Source organism: Desulfoplanes sp. PS50, from assembly GCF_053851535.1.
On the sequence record NZ_JBSPZA010000045.1, the window covers coordinates 1 to 15,965 of the forward strand.

A 15,965-nucleotide genomic window follows, 5' to 3' on the forward strand; every position below is an offset into this window, starting at 1 on the left:
AGGGATTCGCTCCATATGGTCGGCTGAAGGCAGGCGTTTTGAATCCGGGAGGGAGGTATGACAATTACTGGAGAATGTTTTTGCGGTGACGTTAAATACGCGGTACAAGGATCGCTGAGTGATGCCAGATCGTGCCACTGTTCTCGTTGTCGAAAGGCATTTAGTTCTCAGGCATCGGCTTACGCACTAGTCGATCCAAAAGACTTCGACTGGCTGACAGGGGAAGACCTTCTGACATCCTACGTTGGTGAGCAAGGCTTTGGTCTTCAGTTCTGTAGTAAATGCGGTTCGACGCTTTGTGGTATTTTAAATGGTACGGTTCATGGTGTCACTTTGGGTTGCGTTAACGGTGATCCGAAAGTGGAGATTGCTAGACACATTTTTGTTGGCTCGAAGGCAAGTTGGGAAATCATCCCTGAAGGAGTGCTTCAATATCCAGAAGGTGTACCTGAAAATAAGCAACTCAAAAGACGGTAGGTTATTCTACAGTCTCGCTATGTGCTGAAATTGTTTCCACGAATGTGAGACTTCGAAGACAAATGACTTGGAGGAGTAATGGATCCTGAGAAAATAATGACTGGAATTTCAAGGGAAATTGATGTCGCCTTGAAGGCAATGGGAAAAGCTAAAACCCCAGCTGAAAAACTGACATACAGCGAAACAGTAAAGAATCTGTGCGAATCACTCGGGGTGTTTCTTAATTTAATGAGTGATATGGCGGCATATGATGACGATGAATCAATCCCATTTTAAAACTCGAAGCACCTACTGTTTGGAGGTTTTGCAAACGTATGGTGAGGGTACATACTTTGTCACTTCTGCTGATCGTTTCACTCACCGGCACTCGTCGTTCAACGACAGCAGAGTTCGACAGTTATGTTTCAGAGGAACCAGCATGAGCAAGCCTCAATCGCGAATCTGCCGATTTAAGGTGTCGCTTCTTGATATCGATCCGGAAATATGGCGGATTACCTGTCAGGACAAGGGCAGATAGAGACGCCGGTGGTGATTGGACAGGCAGATCGGATCAGGCGGATGGCACTGGAAGCAGGGCGCTATTTTATCAAGGGCCTGGGTGAGGCGAAAATGCTGTTCCGATCGGCGCCTGCTTGGCACTTCCAAACAACCGGAAGATTTCACATTCCTACCGCGAGATGTGCTTAAGGAGAAGCAGTTTGAACATTCCGGATTTACCCTTCGGGGTTACTGACTGGTCTGAAGTAGAGAAGACTGAACACGCAGGGGAACAGGGAGCTGCTTATTGGCAAACCCGCACCTTCGGGAATATCCGGGTTCGTATGGTAGAGTACAGTCCCGGTTATATAGCCGATCATTGGTGTGCCAAAGGGCACATCCTGCTCTGTCTAGAAGGTGAGCTCCACACTGAACTAAAAGATGGACGCTGTTTTATTCTCTATCCAGGCTCGAGCTATCAGGTCGCAGACAACGCTGAGCTTCATCGGTCCTCGACGGAGCGAGGGGCCAAGCTATTCATAGTGGACTAAAATCACATCCCCACAACACTGAGCGTGTTGGCGGCAGTAGGCTATGTGAACGAGAGTCCACCTGTGAGAATTATAGTCAATATCGATGTCTCGAAACTCAGCCGAGCAATCAAATTATACTGCACCGCATTGGGGCTCAAGCACAGCCGTACTCTGGATGAGGACGTAGCAGAACTTGCGGGGGCATCTCCCGTAATCTGCCTATTACATAATGCTTCAGGCTCAAACGTAGCAAGTAGGTTATCGGAAACACGTAGGTACTCCAGGCACTGGACGCCAGTTCATATTGATTTCGCCGTGATGATATTGAAGAGGCCACTGTGCGGGCGCTCTACGCCGGGGCAACTCATGAAAGTGAATGTGTTGAATGGAATGGTTCAAAGTGCATTACTTTCTCAGATCCATTTGGTCACGGGTTTTGCCTTATCGAGTTTGTAGGTGAAACGTACAGCGAGAATGGTTGATTTCGCCTAACATCTATATGGCCTCCCGAGTCAAGGGCGAATTAGTAAAAACCAGATCACCCAATACTAAAAATAGCCTTTCCGAAAAGGTCATTAACCTGTCACCACAGTGACACGGTTTTGTCACCCGTGGGGAATACCATTGCATTGTAAGTCGCAATAAAGCGAGCTTATAGATTGCAAAAGGTGATTCGATGGCTTCTGTTCAAGACCCCGACATGATGCTCCGCATAGAGGACGTGGGGGTGACCTATCCCGGTAACGTTCTCGCACTCCGTCCCACCACCGTCGATTTTCACAAGGGAGAATTTACCGTCCTGCTTGGTCTTTCCGGCGCGGGAAAATCCACATTGCTGCGCTCACTCAATCATCTGGTGCGGCCGACCGTCGGAAAGGTTGTCTCGGCTGAATTCGGCGAGCTCAATAACCGCAAAACGGTAAGGCAGCATCGGTGCCGCACCGCTACCGTGTTCCAGCATCACCAACTGATCGAACGTCATACCGCACTCCAGAACGTACTGACGGGCAGGCTTGCCTATCACGGCACCTGGCGCAGCCTGTTTCCACTACCCAGACACGATTTGGAGCTCGCCCTGCACTGTCTGGACCGTGTCGGTCTTGCGGACAAGGCCCTCGCCAGGAGTGACCAACTGTCCGGTGGCCAGCAGCAGCGCGTTGGTATCGCCCGCGCCCTGGCGCAGCAGCCGTCCATGATTCTCGCGGATGAGCCGGTTGCCAGCCTGGATCCGGCGACCTCGGAACGGGTGTTGGGGCTGCTACGGGACATCTGTCGCGAAGACGGTATTACCGCTGTTACTTCACTGCACCAACTTGAGTATGCCCAGCGCTTTGCTGATCGGATCATCGGCCTGGCAAATGCCCGTATTGTGTTCGATGCAGCTCCTGCGCAGTTGAAGCAGCACCACTTGAATGAAATCTATCACGGGGCGTCCGGCCTGGCGCCCGAGCCACCCAGGACTGCCGTATCCCAGTCCAAACCAATCAACCACCAACCCACGCAACTGGAGATAGTCCAATGAAAGCGTTATTGAATTTATTGATCGTACTTTGCCTGACGATGAGTATTCCGCTGCAGGCCTCAGCCGCGGATCCGGATCCAGATCCGGATCTGTTAAAAGTGGCCCTGCTCCCTGATGAAAACGCCTCTGAACTGATCAAGCGCAACAAGCCATTGAAAGACTATCTCGAACGCACACTTGGCAAGGAAGTGAAGCTGATCGTCACAACCGATTACTCCTCCATGATCGAGGCCATGCGGTTTGGCCGCATCGACCTTGCCTACTTTGGCCCACTCTCTTACGTGATGGCAAAGAGTAAAAGCAACATAGAGCCCTTTGCCGCCATGGTTGTGAATGGCAAGCCCACCTACCGTTCCATCATCATTGCCAATGCGGACTCTGGCGTTAAGTCCTATGCGGATATCAAGGGCAAAAAGATGGCCTACGGCGACCGCGCTTCCACCTCAAGCCACCTGATTCCCAAAACCGTGCTGATGGAAGCCGCCGGCCTGGAGGCTGAGCGTGACTATGAGGCGCATTTTGTCGGCTCCCATGATTCCGTGGCGGTCAACGTTGCAAACGGCAACGCCGAAGCCGGCGGCCTGTCCGAGGTTATCTTTCAGCACGTGATGGACCGTGGCCTGATCGATCGCAACAAAGTCCGGATTCTGGGTTACAGCGGAGAGTTCCCCCAGTACCCCTGGGCGATGCGTTCAAACCTGAACCCGGAACTCAAAGCGAAAGTGCGCGATGCTTTCATCGGCATTGACGACAAGGAGATCCTGGGCAACCTCAAGGCCGAGGGTTTCGCCGCCATCAAAGATTCGGACTACGACGTAATCCGCAAAATGGGTGGCTTGCTCAACCTTGATTTCGCGAAACCGTAATGAGCCTCATGAATCAAAGAACGACGGAACCGGCGACCCTGTCGCCGGTCTCTTCCTCCGTGTTGGACACCCATGCGCGGGGTTGGCGGAGAAAACTCTGGCAAACAGGCCTGGTACTGACGGTGATTGTCGTCGCCAGCTGGTACGTGGGCCTGCTTGATTTCCGTACCTTGGCCAACGGTGTACCCGCCATCGGTACCCTACTGGGAGAATCGCTGCCTCCCGATTTCACCAACGTCATGGACTGGGTGTCTCCGCTCATCGATACCCTCGCCATGAGCATCGCCGGAACGGCGATCGCGGTAGTCGCATCGGTGCCCCTGGCATTCCTGGCCGCCCGCAATACGTCACCCCATCCAGCGGTATTCCACGTAACCCGCACCATCCTGAACGGCCTGCGCTCGGTGCCCGAGTTGATTATGGGCATTATCTTTGTAGCGGCGGTGGGCTTCGGCGCCCTGCCAGGGGTACTCGCCCTGGGACTGCACTCCGTCGGTATGGTGGGCAAGTTCTTCGCGGAGGCCATCGAGCATGTGGATGAAGCCCCGGTGGAGGCCGCGGATGCTGCTGGTGCCACACGGCTACAGGTGCTCTGGCACGCTGTGCTGCCGCAGGTGCTTCCACAATTTGCCGATGTTTCCATCTACCGCTGGGAATACAACTTCCGGGCCTCCACGGTAATGGGCATGGTGGGTGCCGGTGGTATCGGTTTCCAACTGATGGGGTCCCTGCGGATCATGCAATATCAGGAGGTCAGTGCCATCCTGATTGTCATTCTCCTGATGGTGACAATTGTGGACAGCCTGAGCGGCCACCTCCGTAAAAAATTCAAGTAAGGACAACAAATGAAACCAAAAATAGTCATTACCCACCGGGTGCACGACCGTGTACTGGCGAGCCTGGAGCCGCATTGTGAACTGATCACCAACCAGTCAGACACCACCTTGTCCGCAGACGCGGTAAAGGCCCGGGCTGCCACTGCGGACGGCATGATGGCCTTCATGCCGGATCGGGTCAGCGAGGAGTTCCTGACCGCCTGCCCGAATCTCAAGATCATCGGCGCCGCCTTGAAGGGCTACGATAACTTCGATGTGGAGGCTTGCACCCGCAATGGCGTTTGGTTGACCTTCGTGCCGGACTTGCTGACGGTTCCGACAGCCGAATTGACCGTCGGGTTGACCATCGGCCTGATCCGACATGTGCGGGCGGCGGACGAGTTCGTTCGTTCCGGCCAGTTCGGGGGGTGGCAGCCCCGCTTTTACGGCCTTGGCATTGAGGGCGCAACCGTTGGCATCGTCGGCATGGGGGCCATTGGCAGGGCCGTGGCAACGCGATTCCAGGGTTGGGGCGCAAACATGCTGTATTCACAGCCAGACGCCTTAGCTGCCGATGAGGAGGCCGCACTGGGCATTACCCACACAAACCTGGAGGATCTTCTCGGCCAGTCAGACATCGTGATATTGGCATTGGCGCTCAACGAACAAACCCTGCACGCCATCAACACTGCGCGTCTGGCTCAGATGAAACGAGGCGCCTTTCTGGTCAATCCATGTCGGGGCTCGGTGGTGGATGAAACCGCCGTGTTGGATTCGTTGGTCTCCGGGCACCTGAGCGGTTACGCAGCGGATGTGTTTGAAATGGAAGACTGGGCCAGGACGGATCGCCCCCGGCAGATTAGTCCGGCCTTGCGGGCACATCCCAATACCCTGTTTACCGCCCACATCGGCTCGGCGGTCCGGGATGTGCGGCTTGCCATTGAACAACGCGCTGCCGACAACATCTTGCAAGCACTACAGGGAGAGCGACCCCGGGATGCGATCAATTCGCCGGCTATCCTGGTGGGAACTCTATGCTGAACCTGGTCTGGCTGAAGAGTTTTATCGCACTGGTCCAGTGTCGGAGTTTCCAGGCCGCCGCAAAAAACCTCGGAATCGCCCAGCCCACGCTCTCCCAGCACATTCAAAAGCTTGAAGAACAGCTGGATACTTTGTTGATCCGCCGCGCAAAATCGGGATGCGAGCCTACCAGAACAGCCCATGCGTTGATGCCGTTCGCGCTCAGCATGTTGCGCCTGGATGAGCGCGCCCGGGAAGCGGTAAGCGGTACCAGTCTGCGCGTGGGGGCAAGTTCCAACATTGGAATCTACATGCTCCAGCCCCACGTTCGCTCGTTCATGGACACTCCGGCGGCACCTGAGGTGGACCTGGTGATCGACAACAACCCCGCCATAGCCAGGCAACTGACCAGCGGTGAACTGGACATCGCGGTTATGGAGTGGTGGCACCCCAAGCCCGGCTTCCAGGCGCGGGACTGGCGGCAGGAGCCGGTGGTACTGATTGTGCCACCGCATCACCCGTGCGCGGGACTGCAACAGATAGACCGGGAAACCCTCGCCGGCATGACGCTACTCGGTGGCGAGCCCGGCACGGGTACTGGACGACTTTTGGCGAACTTCTTTGGTGACAAGGGGCCGTTCCCGAAGGTGTCCATGCAGCTCGGCAGTACCGAAGCGGTAAAACAGGCGGTCAAGACCGGTCTCGGCATTTCACTGGTTCTGGCGGCCTGCGTCAGCGAGGAAGTCCGGGTCGACTCCTTGCGGGCAATCCCGGTCAGCGATCCCGGGCTGAGTAAAGAACTCATGGTCATCTGCCCGGATGCCATCGCCCGGCATCCGCCCGTCTCCACATTTGTCGGCCATTTGTGTCACTGAAAGAGGGCCCTGGTAAACGGTTTACCAGGGCAATTCCTCACCAGTGCTGTGCCAGAAGGACCAGGTATTCTGCAAGGGATTCGCGATGCCGGCCTGCCTGTATCCCTGCTCGGGAATACAGATTCGCTGGCGTCTGACCGCCATCCCGGTACGCACCAGCACGCTTCGCCATCCGTTGGCCATCGCTCATGTCAAACGTTAACTCAATTGTGGCATTAATCATGCCCCAATGACTTGTTTCGCCCCGTTATCTACCGGATAAAATAAACATGTTGTATGGTTTCCTGGAATGCACCGCTGGTGGAGTCCAGCATTGCACCCTGTAGGAGGCCCGCCCCCGGGCCGATTTCGCGGCGAGGCGCCGCTATTTCAGGTTGATTTTCGCAACGATCGGGTTAACGAAGATATGAATATTCGACCTTTTCAAGAAAAAGATAGATTGCCAGTAATAGACCTCTGGAAAGAGGCTGGTCTGGTTGTGCCTCAAAATGATCCTGGAAAGGATATCGACCGAAAATTGAAGGTCGATCCCGAGCTGTTCTTGGTCGGTGAGATTGATGGTGAATTGGTCGCGACGGTAATGGGCGGCTATGAAGGCCACCGTGGCTGGATCAACTATCTGGCAGTAAAGCCGTGCCATCATAGAAAAGGTTATGGTCGGCTATTGATGGAGTCAGTAGAGCGGCTTCTTAAACGGAAGGGTTGTCCAAAAATCAATCTTCAAGTCAGGGCGACGAATACCGGAGTTATAGAGTTTTACTCGGCTATGGGCTACGGTAACGACAATGTTGTAGGTTTAGGTAAACGGTTGATGCATGACTCGTGACATCGTTAACACAGCGCAACATTAGACCGCCGCAGGCGGCGGTGGGACGCTCGAAGACCCGCGCCCATGTGCGCGGCGTTGGGAGTCACCATGAAGGAACACAGTAGAATTCCCAAGCTCAAGGTCGCGGAGGTGACTGCTGACCGCTGGGACGATTTTGAAAAGCTCTTCAGTGCGCGTGGTAGTCCAAAGTACTGCTGGTGCATGGCTTGGCGAGCCGATCAAAAGGATCCCGGGAGCGGGTCGGGTTCCGGCAGAAGAATACTGATGAAGCAACGCATTAGTGAAGGGGCGCCAGTCGGTTTGCTCGGTTACATCGGCGAAGAACCGGTAGCGTGGTGCTCACTTGCTCCATTCAACACGTTCCGTGGCCTACGCAAGCCTGGTGAGGCTGAAGAGACAGATAAGCTTTGGTCTGTTACCTGTTTCTTTGTTCGCCGAGAACATCGTGGAATCGGATTGGTAAAGCAGCTGTTGGCGGCGGCGGTTCGTCATGCGAGGAAGCACGGAGCGAGGCTGGTGGAAGGCTATGCCGTCGAACCAGATTCGCCCAGCTATCGACACATGGGCTTTGTGTCCATGTTTAAGGAGGCAGGATTCACAGAGGTTGCCCGTCAGGGAATAAGGAGACACGTCATGCAACTGCAAATACGCAAGTCGCGTAAATGACGCCCAACCCATCGTCCAAGCGGACCGCCTGCGGCAGCCGCTTAACTCAGGCGTTATATTCACTGGAGTACAAATGGATTTCTCTAAGCCTTTTCAAAACATTCAAGGTTCTGTCGTTAATGTATTAGCGTTAAACCAGCAACAAGCTGTTGTATCATCAGGCAGTGGTGTAATCATCGGTAATGGCGATTTAGTTTTAACCTGTGAACATTGTATTATTCCAAATACCACAACTATTGCCAGGTTTTCAGGTGCGAGTAATGGTCAAATAGCTACAATTGTATTTCAAGATAAAAATTCAGATATTGCATTACTAAAGTTTCAACAACCAATTGGAAAACCTGCACCAATTCGTACGTCTTCTTCAGTATTAATTGGCCATGAGGCTTTCGTCGTGGGATTTCCAAATAACATAGATAAAATCACTGCATTATCAGCAAATATTGCAGGGTTTGAGCCAAGTAAATCTTTTGATTTAATTAGGCTGGATGCATCTGTAAATCACGGTAATTCAGGCGGCCCATTGTTTAATTCTGCAGGAGAGTTAATCGGCATTGTAAACGCTAAGCACGGATCACTCTCAAACTTTTTACAGCAAATACAACAAGCTCAACCTAAAGGTATGGTGTCAATAAGTGGTATTGATCCTGTAAAAGCAATACAGCAGTTAATCTCTGAAATGCAGAGGAACCTTAATCTTGGTATAGGTTATGCAATACCTACAGAACACATTGGGACTTTAAATACTCAAGTCAAAGCTTTGATTCAATCGTGAATATAACAAGTTGCTTAAACGGAAAAATAACAGTTGGCCATCGCTTCGCGATTATAGCCAACCATTATTTTCCACTTAGCAAGGCGTTAGGGGCAAAGAGGTTCCGAGGCAATGAACAGAAACGGTATGGATGCTCTAGAAAAACATTTCAAACAATGGAAGCAAATATCTGATCGACTTCAAGGGCAATTAGGGCCAGTACTGGAAGCGCAGAGGGCCTTAGAAAAAGCCATGCGTCCAACTCTTGAGCTACAGAAAGCACTTAAGTCACCATTAGAACCCTTTCTTGAAGAGCAAAGGAGGCTGCAGAAGGCATTCGAAGGCATAAAACTACCAACCTATAATCTTCCTGACTTAAGTCCTTTTGCAAAACAAATACAACAGTATCAAAAGTCTCTCAGTGGCATCATTAGTCCCGCTTTTGAGGAATTGCAGCGTTCTTTTAAAGAGCTGCCACCGAAAATACAAGAAGCCCTGCTATTACTGGCTCAACACGGTTGGTACTTAGATTTCAATATGCCGCTTCCAAGCCTTTGGGAAATAAAAAAGGCAATATCGAGTGGCGAAATCGAAGAGGTTGAAGAAGCTCTAGTAGAGTATTTTGAGAGCCAGCTAGATGAAGTCGAAAAATCCTTTGGTGCCAAGTTTCCTCATAGATCTCATATTATAAGCTCTGCTATCAAGGCTCATCGTAATGGTGAGTACTTCTTATCCATCCCTGTTTTTCTCGCTCAAACAGACGGAATATGTAAAGAAGTAGTTGATCAATATCTGTTTATGAAAAAGGACAGGAAGCCTCGTACGGCAATATATGTTGAGCAAGTCGCAGCAGATACTTATAAAGCCGCACTACTGAGTCCGTTGGCAGCAAGTACCCCAATAAGTGCATCTGAGCATGAGCGAGAAGAAGGCTTTAATCTGCTCAATAGGCATATGGTATTACATGGAGAGTCCCTAGATTACGGAAACAAAGTAAATAGCCTCAAGGCTATATCGTTAATAAACTATGTATCGCAGGCATTGGAAACAGATGCAGACTACCCCTAACAAGGCCGTAAACTCGGACGCATTTTTCGTTCGCTGCGCTCACTACAAATGCGCCGGTTACGGCTGGCGTTGTTGCCGGACGCTTCGCGCCGGCAACAACGGCCCGCGGATACCATCCGCTTGTTGCTCGGCGAGAAGAGCCTCACAACAAGCGGATCAAGCGGATGTCCACTGGTCCAAGTAAACTTGCCCCCGCGGCCACCGCTCATCCGCGGGCCGTTAAATTCAAGGAACAATTATGAGCAGAAAATCAAAACGTAGAAGAGGTACAAAATCCAAAAGAGTACCTCAAAAACCCGTCTGCTATAATAATGCTGAAAAGGTCAAGCTTACAGGAATACAATTTAACATTGAGCTTTATAGCTCTGTTCCAGGCGAAGAAAACATAAGTCCAAAAGAAGAAAAATTAAGAAAACTTCTACGAATCGGCAATGGATTTACTACTATTCTTCAGATGCTTTGGAAGTATGTCAATAGCATTGGATTGTTAGCCGAAACTACGTCCGTTACAAGTTTAGGAACGTTAACTGTCTTGCTAGATGAAATCAATCAAATAGCTAAAAACAGGAATGATAATCCCATCGCAGAGCTTGAGATTGAAATGCATGGTGTCGATGAGACAAACGAAGAGAAAAAACATCAACAAAAAGTAAAAATATACGACAATAGCCACCTGCAGAAAATAATACAATTTAAACAACATAACCAAGCCGCTCTTTCAATACTGCATGAATCTTCAATACAGCAACTTGTTAATGCATGGGAGAAATTGATCGCCGATATTGTTTGCTGGTATTACGAAAACAATCCAGAAAAGATTTCAGACAAACACCATTTGTCGTACAATAAAATACTACAATTTTCAAATCTTGAAGAAGTGAAAAAATCAGTCATAGACGCTGAAATAAAAAATTATTTGAGCCTTACAACCAACGAACAAATAAAATTTTTAAATGATACGTTTGGAATAAATTTTCAATCAACCTACAAAGAAACAGACCTGCTAAATGAATTAATATTAACTAGACATCTATTTGTTCATTGCGGAGGCATAGCAACAGCCGAATATGTTAATAAATTAGCAAAATTAAAATCAACCATTTTGCAAAAATGTGAAGTTGGGAAAAAAGTTACATTAAATCCATCATACATAATATCTTCATGGGGGAAAATTTATGTCGCAGGAACAGAGCTAATTCATTTAATTGCTAAAAAGATAGCTCCTGAACACCATGAATTATATAACAACTTTATCAACAATTCTGCGTTTCAAAATATACAAAAAAATCAACTAGACTCTGCTATTAAAATTCTTGAATATGCTGTAAGCACTTATATAGAAGCCACGAAAACTCTGTGGATAATTAAATTAAATTTGGCACAGGCATATAAATGGAACAATGAGGAAGACAAATGCAATGATATTCTTTATAGTAGTGAATGGGATGTAGCGAATTCTGTATTTGATTTGTGTGTGTCATCTTTACGGGATGAGGCCGAAAAATTTTCATGCCTACTCAAAGAAGTAGCTTCAAAAAAACAACTAAGCATAACTGAACTATACGAATGGCCAATTTTTCAAACTATGCGCGATCACGAAAATTTTGAGGAATGGATCGAAGACGCATTTGGATATAAACTAAATAAATACAGAGAACTCTTCGAACAAAAGGTTCTTGATTGCAATCCTGACATAACAGCTAAAAAACTAGCAGACTACATTCAAGAAAAAAACAATAAAATTTAATTTAACAAGTCATTCCACCTGACCTCCGGTCGCTGCGCTCCCTACAGCAGGTGAATTCAGCGTTGTGCAAGAACTGTTGAACAAAAAGAACAAGGGACTGTATATCCCATGACAAACAAAACAAACAAATATTCAGCTCCGCAGCAAGCACTTGGCTATATGTATCAGCCACGGTACGCACTTCACCGTATTTTGACGCTACCGGAAGATACAACGTGTTTGCTCGAAGCAGATGATGATATAGACTATAATGATCCAAAAGAGGGAAAGCTGTTGGCGTCCCTCAAACACAAAGCTCCTGGCGATAAACTCACTGATCTCTCACCTGATTTTTGGAAATCTGTTCGCATTTGGGCGTCTTTCGCTGTAGCCAACCCGAAGACTATTTCCAACACATCCTTTTTTCTGATTACCACAGGTGAAATCCAAATAGGATCTTTCCTTTCCAATTTCATTACAGGAAATGATGAGCGGAAACCACCCAATGAGCTTACAGAAACGGCCATGGATGTCATTAGTAAGTCGGATGCGAAGCTCCTGAAATCGATTCATGCTCAGCTTACCAGTATGGATGCGAGGCTATTAGAAGAGCTTTTCTCAAAGATTACAATCTTCGATTGCCAAGAGAGAATCGACGATATTCCTGCAAAAATAATGGCACTAATGAGGGCCGTGCGACCTCAACACCGAAAACCAGTTTTCGAACGCCTTGAAGGCTGGTGGAACGACCAATGCGTCAATTTAATGACAGGAAAGCGCTCCGAGCCACTCGTGGGTAGCGAAGTGAGTGAAATGCTAGCCCATATTTCCGAGCAATTTAGGGATGATAACCTCCCGTTAGATTTCTTCGATGCTGAACCGGAGGAGGGGGTCGACCCTGAGCGCGACAACAGAATCTTTGTACATCAACTCAGAGAAATTGGACTGAAGTCTGACCGAATTCGCCGCGCTATCCTAGATTATTACCGTGCCTACGAACAGCGATCATCATGGGCCAGAGAAAATATCACGATTACTGGTGAGGTTGAAAGGTACGATGATCGCTTAGTAAATGAGTGGCAAAGACTCAGAGAAGTTGTGTGCGAAGAATTCGAGAACGAGAGTCCCGAGGAAAGCCTGCGCCAAGCTGGCCGAAAAATCTATACAGACCTCTCCTCTGGATTGAATCCGAACCTTAGAATCAGACCACAGGTCACAGAGTCATACGTGACAGTTGGTAGCTACCATATTTTGGCCAACGAGCCAACCCCTCGCGTCTACTGGCATCCCCAATTTCTCAATCGAATACAGAACATATTGGAGGAGGTGAAGTAATGAAGGCGTGGAATAATCGGCCGCGCGAATTGCGCAATCTATTCAATCCGGCATTTCTTGGAGTGATCATGCTAAGGGCGATTCATGAATATGGGAATGAAGACGGCAAGCCGATGCCTTTCTCGCTGTGCTTGCTGATTCCCGCTTTATCTTTGCATAAAGACACACGAGACATATTGAAAAGCGGGATACGGACGTATTTGGTGAAGGTCGTCGAAAACAATCCGAAAATTCTCGTTGAACTACCGGATAGGCTCAGAGGACTCTTTCCCTACACGATGGATGCACTCGGTTATCTCCTCGCGCAAGGCTCAATCGTGATTCACGAGAATGGACACATTACAGCGATTGAGGGTTCCGTCCAAAAGACCATCTCAGGAACTCAAGAAACCAAAGACTGTCAAAAAGTTGCACGGTCTTTAGGGCGCAAATTTGCTCAAATCTCAGACAGAGTTACGGTCTACACAACGTTAGGAATTCGCCCATGAAAATCAGAGAGATTCTACTTTACAGTCACGAAGGTGAGTTGCGGCACCTATCGTTCAATCTTCAAGGGCTCAATATAATCACGGGGCGATCATCGACCGGAAAATCTGCTATCTCGGAAATAGTCGAATATTGTATGGGTAGAAGCACGTTTCAGGTGCCTGAAGGAACAATTCGAGACAAGGTCAGCTGGTACGGAGTCATATTTCAATTCACAGGCGAGCAAGTACTCATTGCAAAACCGTCCCCAGCCTCGAACGCTTCAAGTTGTTCCCGAGCGATGATCCGCAGAGGTGGAGACATCGAAGTGCCAGAGTTTGGTGACCTCCTGTGCAACGCAGATGATGGTGCTGTGGTATCGCTCCTATCCGAGATGCTTGGTATTCCCGAGAATCAGACTGCCGTCGCTACAGAGCACAGCCGATCAAGTTTCAGCGCAAACGTTAAGCACACGTTCTATTATCTATTTCAGAAGCAAGGGCTAATCGCAAATAAGGATCTTCTTTTCTATCGGCAGAATGAGCCTCACATGCCGCAGACGATAAAGGACACATTCCCAATACTTATGGGGATTGCACCTGACAATTCATACGAAAAGGAAACGAAACTGCGAACAGCTCGCAGGGACCTAAAGCTACTCCAGAAAAAACTTTCGGATGCCCGGGTATTTTCTGATCAATTGAATATTCGTGCGGTTGCATTACTCTCTGAAGCACAGCAAGTCGGCATAGTCTCGACGGGAGCAATGCCCGACACAACTGAATCAATACTTTCGGAGTTGCGGGCTGTCGAAAATTGGAAGCCTGCCCCGGTTCCTGACGAAGACGTTGCCCGCATTTCCTCAATCGAAGATGAGATTGATCAGCTCAGAAAGCTTCGTCGTTCCTTAGAAGAGAATCTAAAAGCCACTATTCAGTTTACCAAAAGAGAAAATGGATTTACAGATGAAGCGAGTGAACAGAAGAGCCGATTAGAGTCAATAAAAGCACTCCCTCGGAATCGACAAACTGGAGAATGGCAGTGGCCTTTCAGCGAACCGAATCTAGGAATGCAGACATCAATTGCTGAAGCCATCCTGGGCGAGCTGAAATCATTGGAAAACGAGCTCAAAACGGTAACGGGTGAGCGACCCAAAATGGAGAAACTGATCCGGGAGCTGACCGAAGAAAGAGATCGAATAAGTGAGAAATATCGAGCAAAGCATGAAGAGCTAGCGGCAGCAATCGCCGCAAACGAAAAGATCGCGCAGATGGGTAATCGAAATGCTGCGGCGGCGAGAACAGTCGGTCGAGTCAGCCTCTTCCTTGAAACCTACACTCCAGAAAACGATTTTAGGGAGCTAGAGGAGCGCATTGAGAATAAGACCAAACAAGTTAAACTGCTCAAAGATGACATAGGAGCAGATAACAGCCAGGAAAGGCTGATATCTATTCTGAACATCATCTCAAATCGGATGAGAACCTATTCAGAATACTTGGATGCTGAATTCTCCGACCGCCCCTTGCGACTCGACCTAAGTCGCCTTACTGTGGTGATTGACCGCAATGAGCGTCCTATTTTCATGAATAATACCGGGGGAGGTTCAAACCACCTCGCATACCACCTCGCGGCATTACTTTCCATTCATCATTACTCGTTTACGCACAGCCGCCCGATTCCATCATTTTTGATGTTAGATCAACCGACTCAGGTCTACTTCCCATCAGAAGAGCGTTACAAAGCATCTTCCGGTTCTGTGGAAGATACTGAGAGAGATTCTGATCTCGAAAAAGTCCGTCGCCTTTTCGAAATGCTCCACCGGTTTTGCACGGAAGAATGCAAGGGATTCCAAATCATTGTATCCGAACACGCAAACATGCGGGATAAATGGTTTCAGGAGTCTCTTGTTGAGGAACCTTGGACTAAGCCTCCTGCCCTTATTCCTGATAATTGGACATGATTCAGAATCAGGAAGTTTTTGTACCTTCAAACCGCCAAACCTTGTAGAACCAATGATAGATGCACAACAAGACAAATCCAGCGTACGCGGTAAACCGCGCCGCTGATTTGCACGTTATGCAGGAGAAGAATTTTATCGGGGTCGGACCAAGATAACCCGTTTTATCGGGGTCGGACCAAGATAACATCTCAAAATTGTTATCAATAACCGTTCAAAAGCGGCCATTTTCGGCCTTAAAACCACGTTTTTGACCCCAAAATCATCCATCTAAGGTAATAAATTTTCTGGCTCCCATCATGCCAAGAGCGCACCGATATTTTCTTCCCAACCATGTCTGGCACATCACTCACAGGTGCCACAAAAAGGAATTCCTGCTCAAATTTGCAAGGGATCGGGACAACTGGATCAAATGGCTTTTTGAAGCCAAAAAACGATTCGGGCTCGAGATTTTGAACTATGTGGTCACCTCGAATCATATCCATTTACTTGTCTATGGCGATGAACAACGAGACGTGATTCCTCAATCCATGCAGCTTGTTGCCGGAAGAACCGGCCAAGCATACAACACTCGAAAAAA

General features: G+C 48.9%; 19 protein-coding genes. 18 read left to right on the forward strand and 1 reads right to left on the reverse strand.

The window, feature by feature from the left end; translation table 11 throughout:
- The first annotated feature begins 57 nt into the window (after positions 1-57).
- From ACTVJH_RS14555 to ACTVJH_RS14595, 9 genes are all read left to right on the forward strand, one after another.
- Positions 58-477 carry a GFA family protein gene (locus ACTVJH_RS14555; protein ID WP_455992236.1) on the forward strand — a complete coding sequence of 140 codons (420 nt, stop codon included), beginning with the start codon at positions 58-60 and terminating at the stop codon, positions 475-477.
- A gap of 78 nt (positions 478-555) precedes the next feature.
- Positions 556-753 (forward strand): hypothetical protein, encoded by a 198-nt coding sequence (locus ACTVJH_RS14560; RefSeq protein WP_455992238.1) that lies wholly within the window; start codon positions 556-558, stop codon positions 751-753.
- Between the two features lie 401 nt (positions 754-1,154).
- Complete coding sequence (locus ACTVJH_RS14565; protein WP_455992278.1) at positions 1,155-1,505, forward strand: DHCW motif cupin fold protein; 351 nt, start codon at positions 1,155-1,157, stop codon at positions 1,503-1,505.
- A gap of 305 nt (positions 1,506-1,810) precedes the next feature.
- The gene (locus ACTVJH_RS14570) at positions 1,811-1,969 is read left to right on the forward strand and encodes a VOC family protein (RefSeq protein WP_455992280.1); all 159 of its coding nucleotides are present in this window, start codon (positions 1,811-1,813) and stop codon (positions 1,967-1,969) included.
- Between the two features lie 194 nt (positions 1,970-2,163).
- Positions 2,164-3,009, forward strand: a complete 846-nt coding sequence (gene phnC, locus ACTVJH_RS14575; protein ID WP_455992241.1) for a phosphonate ABC transporter ATP-binding protein — start codon at positions 2,164-2,166, stop codon at positions 3,007-3,009.
- Complete coding sequence (gene phnD, locus ACTVJH_RS14580) at positions 3,006-3,875, forward strand: phosphate/phosphite/phosphonate ABC transporter substrate-binding protein (protein ID WP_455992243.1); 870 nt, start codon at positions 3,006-3,008, stop codon at positions 3,873-3,875. Before phnC ends, phnD begins: the two co-directional genes overlap by 4 nt.
- An 8-nt stretch (positions 3,876-3,883) precedes the next feature.
- Positions 3,884-4,711 (forward strand): phosphonate ABC transporter, permease protein PhnE, encoded by an 828-nt coding sequence (phnE, locus tag ACTVJH_RS14585; RefSeq protein WP_455992245.1) that lies wholly within the window; start codon positions 3,884-3,886, stop codon positions 4,709-4,711.
- A gap of 9 nt (positions 4,712-4,720) precedes the next feature.
- Positions 4,721-5,731 carry a phosphonate dehydrogenase gene (locus tag ACTVJH_RS14590; RefSeq protein WP_455992248.1) on the forward strand — a complete coding sequence of 337 codons (1,011 nt, stop codon included), beginning with the start codon at positions 4,721-4,723 and terminating at the stop codon, positions 5,729-5,731.
- Positions 5,725-6,585 carry a LysR family transcriptional regulator gene (locus tag ACTVJH_RS14595; protein WP_455992250.1) on the forward strand — a complete coding sequence of 287 codons (861 nt, stop codon included), beginning with the start codon at positions 5,725-5,727 and terminating at the stop codon, positions 6,583-6,585. The genes ACTVJH_RS14590 and ACTVJH_RS14595 overlap by 7 nt, the downstream gene beginning before the upstream one ends.
- A gap of 21 nt (positions 6,586-6,606) precedes the next feature.
- Here the strand turns inward: ACTVJH_RS14595 and ACTVJH_RS14600 are convergent, their stop codons facing one another.
- Complete coding sequence (locus ACTVJH_RS14600) at positions 6,607-6,768, reverse strand: hypothetical protein (protein ID WP_455992253.1); 162 nt, start codon at positions 6,766-6,768, stop codon at positions 6,607-6,609.
- Positions 6,769-6,874: 106 nt separating this feature from the next.
- Between ACTVJH_RS14600 and ACTVJH_RS14605 the strand changes: the two genes are divergently transcribed.
- From ACTVJH_RS14605 to ACTVJH_RS14645, 9 genes are all read left to right on the forward strand, one after another.
- On the forward strand, positions 6,875-7,411 hold the full coding sequence (locus tag ACTVJH_RS14605; protein ID WP_455992256.1) for a GNAT family acetyltransferase: 537 nt from the start codon (positions 6,875-6,877) through the stop codon (positions 7,409-7,411).
- Between the two features lie 90 nt (positions 7,412-7,501).
- On the forward strand, positions 7,502-8,080 hold the full coding sequence (locus tag ACTVJH_RS14610) for an N-acetyltransferase family protein (protein WP_455992259.1): 579 nt from the start codon (positions 7,502-7,504) through the stop codon (positions 8,078-8,080).
- Between the two features lie 73 nt (positions 8,081-8,153).
- Entirely contained in the window at positions 8,154-8,855 is a 702-nt protein-coding gene (locus ACTVJH_RS14615) for a S1 family peptidase (protein ID WP_455992262.1), read from the forward strand.
- 111 nt (positions 8,856-8,966) lie between these two features.
- Positions 8,967-9,902, forward strand: coding sequence for a hypothetical protein (locus ACTVJH_RS14620; protein ID WP_455992265.1), 936 nt, complete (start codon positions 8,967-8,969; stop codon positions 9,900-9,902).
- A gap of 238 nt (positions 9,903-10,140) precedes the next feature.
- Positions 10,141-11,649 (forward strand): hypothetical protein, encoded by a 1,509-nt coding sequence (locus tag ACTVJH_RS14625; RefSeq protein WP_455992267.1) that lies wholly within the window; start codon positions 10,141-10,143, stop codon positions 11,647-11,649.
- Positions 11,650-11,757: 108 nt separating this feature from the next.
- Positions 11,758-12,963, forward strand: coding sequence for an ABC-three component system protein (locus ACTVJH_RS14630; RefSeq protein WP_455992270.1), 1,206 nt, complete (start codon positions 11,758-11,760; stop codon positions 12,961-12,963).
- Positions 12,963-13,451 (forward strand): three component ABC system middle component, encoded by a 489-nt coding sequence (locus ACTVJH_RS14635; RefSeq protein ID WP_455992272.1) that lies wholly within the window; start codon positions 12,963-12,965, stop codon positions 13,449-13,451. The genes ACTVJH_RS14630 and ACTVJH_RS14635 overlap by 1 nt, the downstream gene beginning before the upstream one ends.
- Entirely contained in the window at positions 13,448-15,388 is a 1,941-nt protein-coding gene (locus ACTVJH_RS14640; protein ID WP_455992274.1) for a DUF3732 domain-containing protein, read from the forward strand. Before ACTVJH_RS14635 ends, ACTVJH_RS14640 begins: the two co-directional genes overlap by 4 nt.
- A 296-nt stretch (positions 15,389-15,684) precedes the next feature.
- On the forward strand, positions 15,685-15,965 hold a 281-nt coding region (locus ACTVJH_RS14645; RefSeq protein ID WP_455992276.1), incomplete at its 3' end, for a transposase.

Excerpts from the sequence above, each read along its gene's own strand:
- ACTVJH_RS14555 (WP_455992236.1), top strand. The coding sequence starts at position 58 with ATGACAATTACTGGAGAATGTTTTTGCGGTGACGTTAAATACGCGGTA.
- ACTVJH_RS14560 (WP_455992238.1), top strand. The coding sequence starts at position 556 with ATGGATCCTGAGAAAATAATGACTGGAATTTCAAGGGAAATTGATGTC.
- ACTVJH_RS14565 (WP_455992278.1), top strand. The coding sequence starts at position 1,155 with ATGTGCTTAAGGAGAAGCAGTTTGAACATTCCGGATTTACCCTTCGGG.
- phnC (WP_455992241.1), top strand. The coding sequence starts at position 2,164 with ATGGCTTCTGTTCAAGACCCCGACATGATGCTCCGCATAGAGGACGTG.
- phnD (WP_455992243.1), top strand. The coding sequence starts at position 3,006 with ATGAAAGCGTTATTGAATTTATTGATCGTACTTTGCCTGACGATGAGT.
- phnE (WP_455992245.1), top strand. The coding sequence starts at position 3,884 with ATGAATCAAAGAACGACGGAACCGGCGACCCTGTCGCCGGTCTCTTCC.
- ACTVJH_RS14590 (WP_455992248.1), top strand. The coding sequence starts at position 4,721 with ATGAAACCAAAAATAGTCATTACCCACCGGGTGCACGACCGTGTACTG.
- ACTVJH_RS14595 (WP_455992250.1), top strand. The coding sequence starts at position 5,725 with ATGCTGAACCTGGTCTGGCTGAAGAGTTTTATCGCACTGGTCCAGTGT.
- ACTVJH_RS14600 (WP_455992253.1), bottom strand. The coding sequence starts at position 6,768 with ATGGCCAACGGATGGCGAAGCGTGCTGGTGCGTACCGGGATGGCGGTC.
- ACTVJH_RS14605 (WP_455992256.1), top strand. The coding sequence starts at position 6,875 with ATGCACCGCTGGTGGAGTCCAGCATTGCACCCTGTAGGAGGCCCGCCC.
- ACTVJH_RS14610 (WP_455992259.1), top strand. The coding sequence starts at position 7,502 with ATGAAGGAACACAGTAGAATTCCCAAGCTCAAGGTCGCGGAGGTGACT.
- ACTVJH_RS14615 (WP_455992262.1), top strand. The coding sequence starts at position 8,154 with ATGGATTTCTCTAAGCCTTTTCAAAACATTCAAGGTTCTGTCGTTAAT.
- ACTVJH_RS14620 (WP_455992265.1), top strand. The coding sequence starts at position 8,967 with ATGAACAGAAACGGTATGGATGCTCTAGAAAAACATTTCAAACAATGG.
- ACTVJH_RS14625 (WP_455992267.1), top strand. The coding sequence starts at position 10,141 with ATGAGCAGAAAATCAAAACGTAGAAGAGGTACAAAATCCAAAAGAGTA.
- ACTVJH_RS14630 (WP_455992270.1), top strand. The coding sequence starts at position 11,758 with ATGACAAACAAAACAAACAAATATTCAGCTCCGCAGCAAGCACTTGGC.
- ACTVJH_RS14635 (WP_455992272.1), top strand. The coding sequence starts at position 12,963 with ATGAAGGCGTGGAATAATCGGCCGCGCGAATTGCGCAATCTATTCAAT.
- ACTVJH_RS14640 (WP_455992274.1), top strand. The coding sequence starts at position 13,448 with ATGAAAATCAGAGAGATTCTACTTTACAGTCACGAAGGTGAGTTGCGG.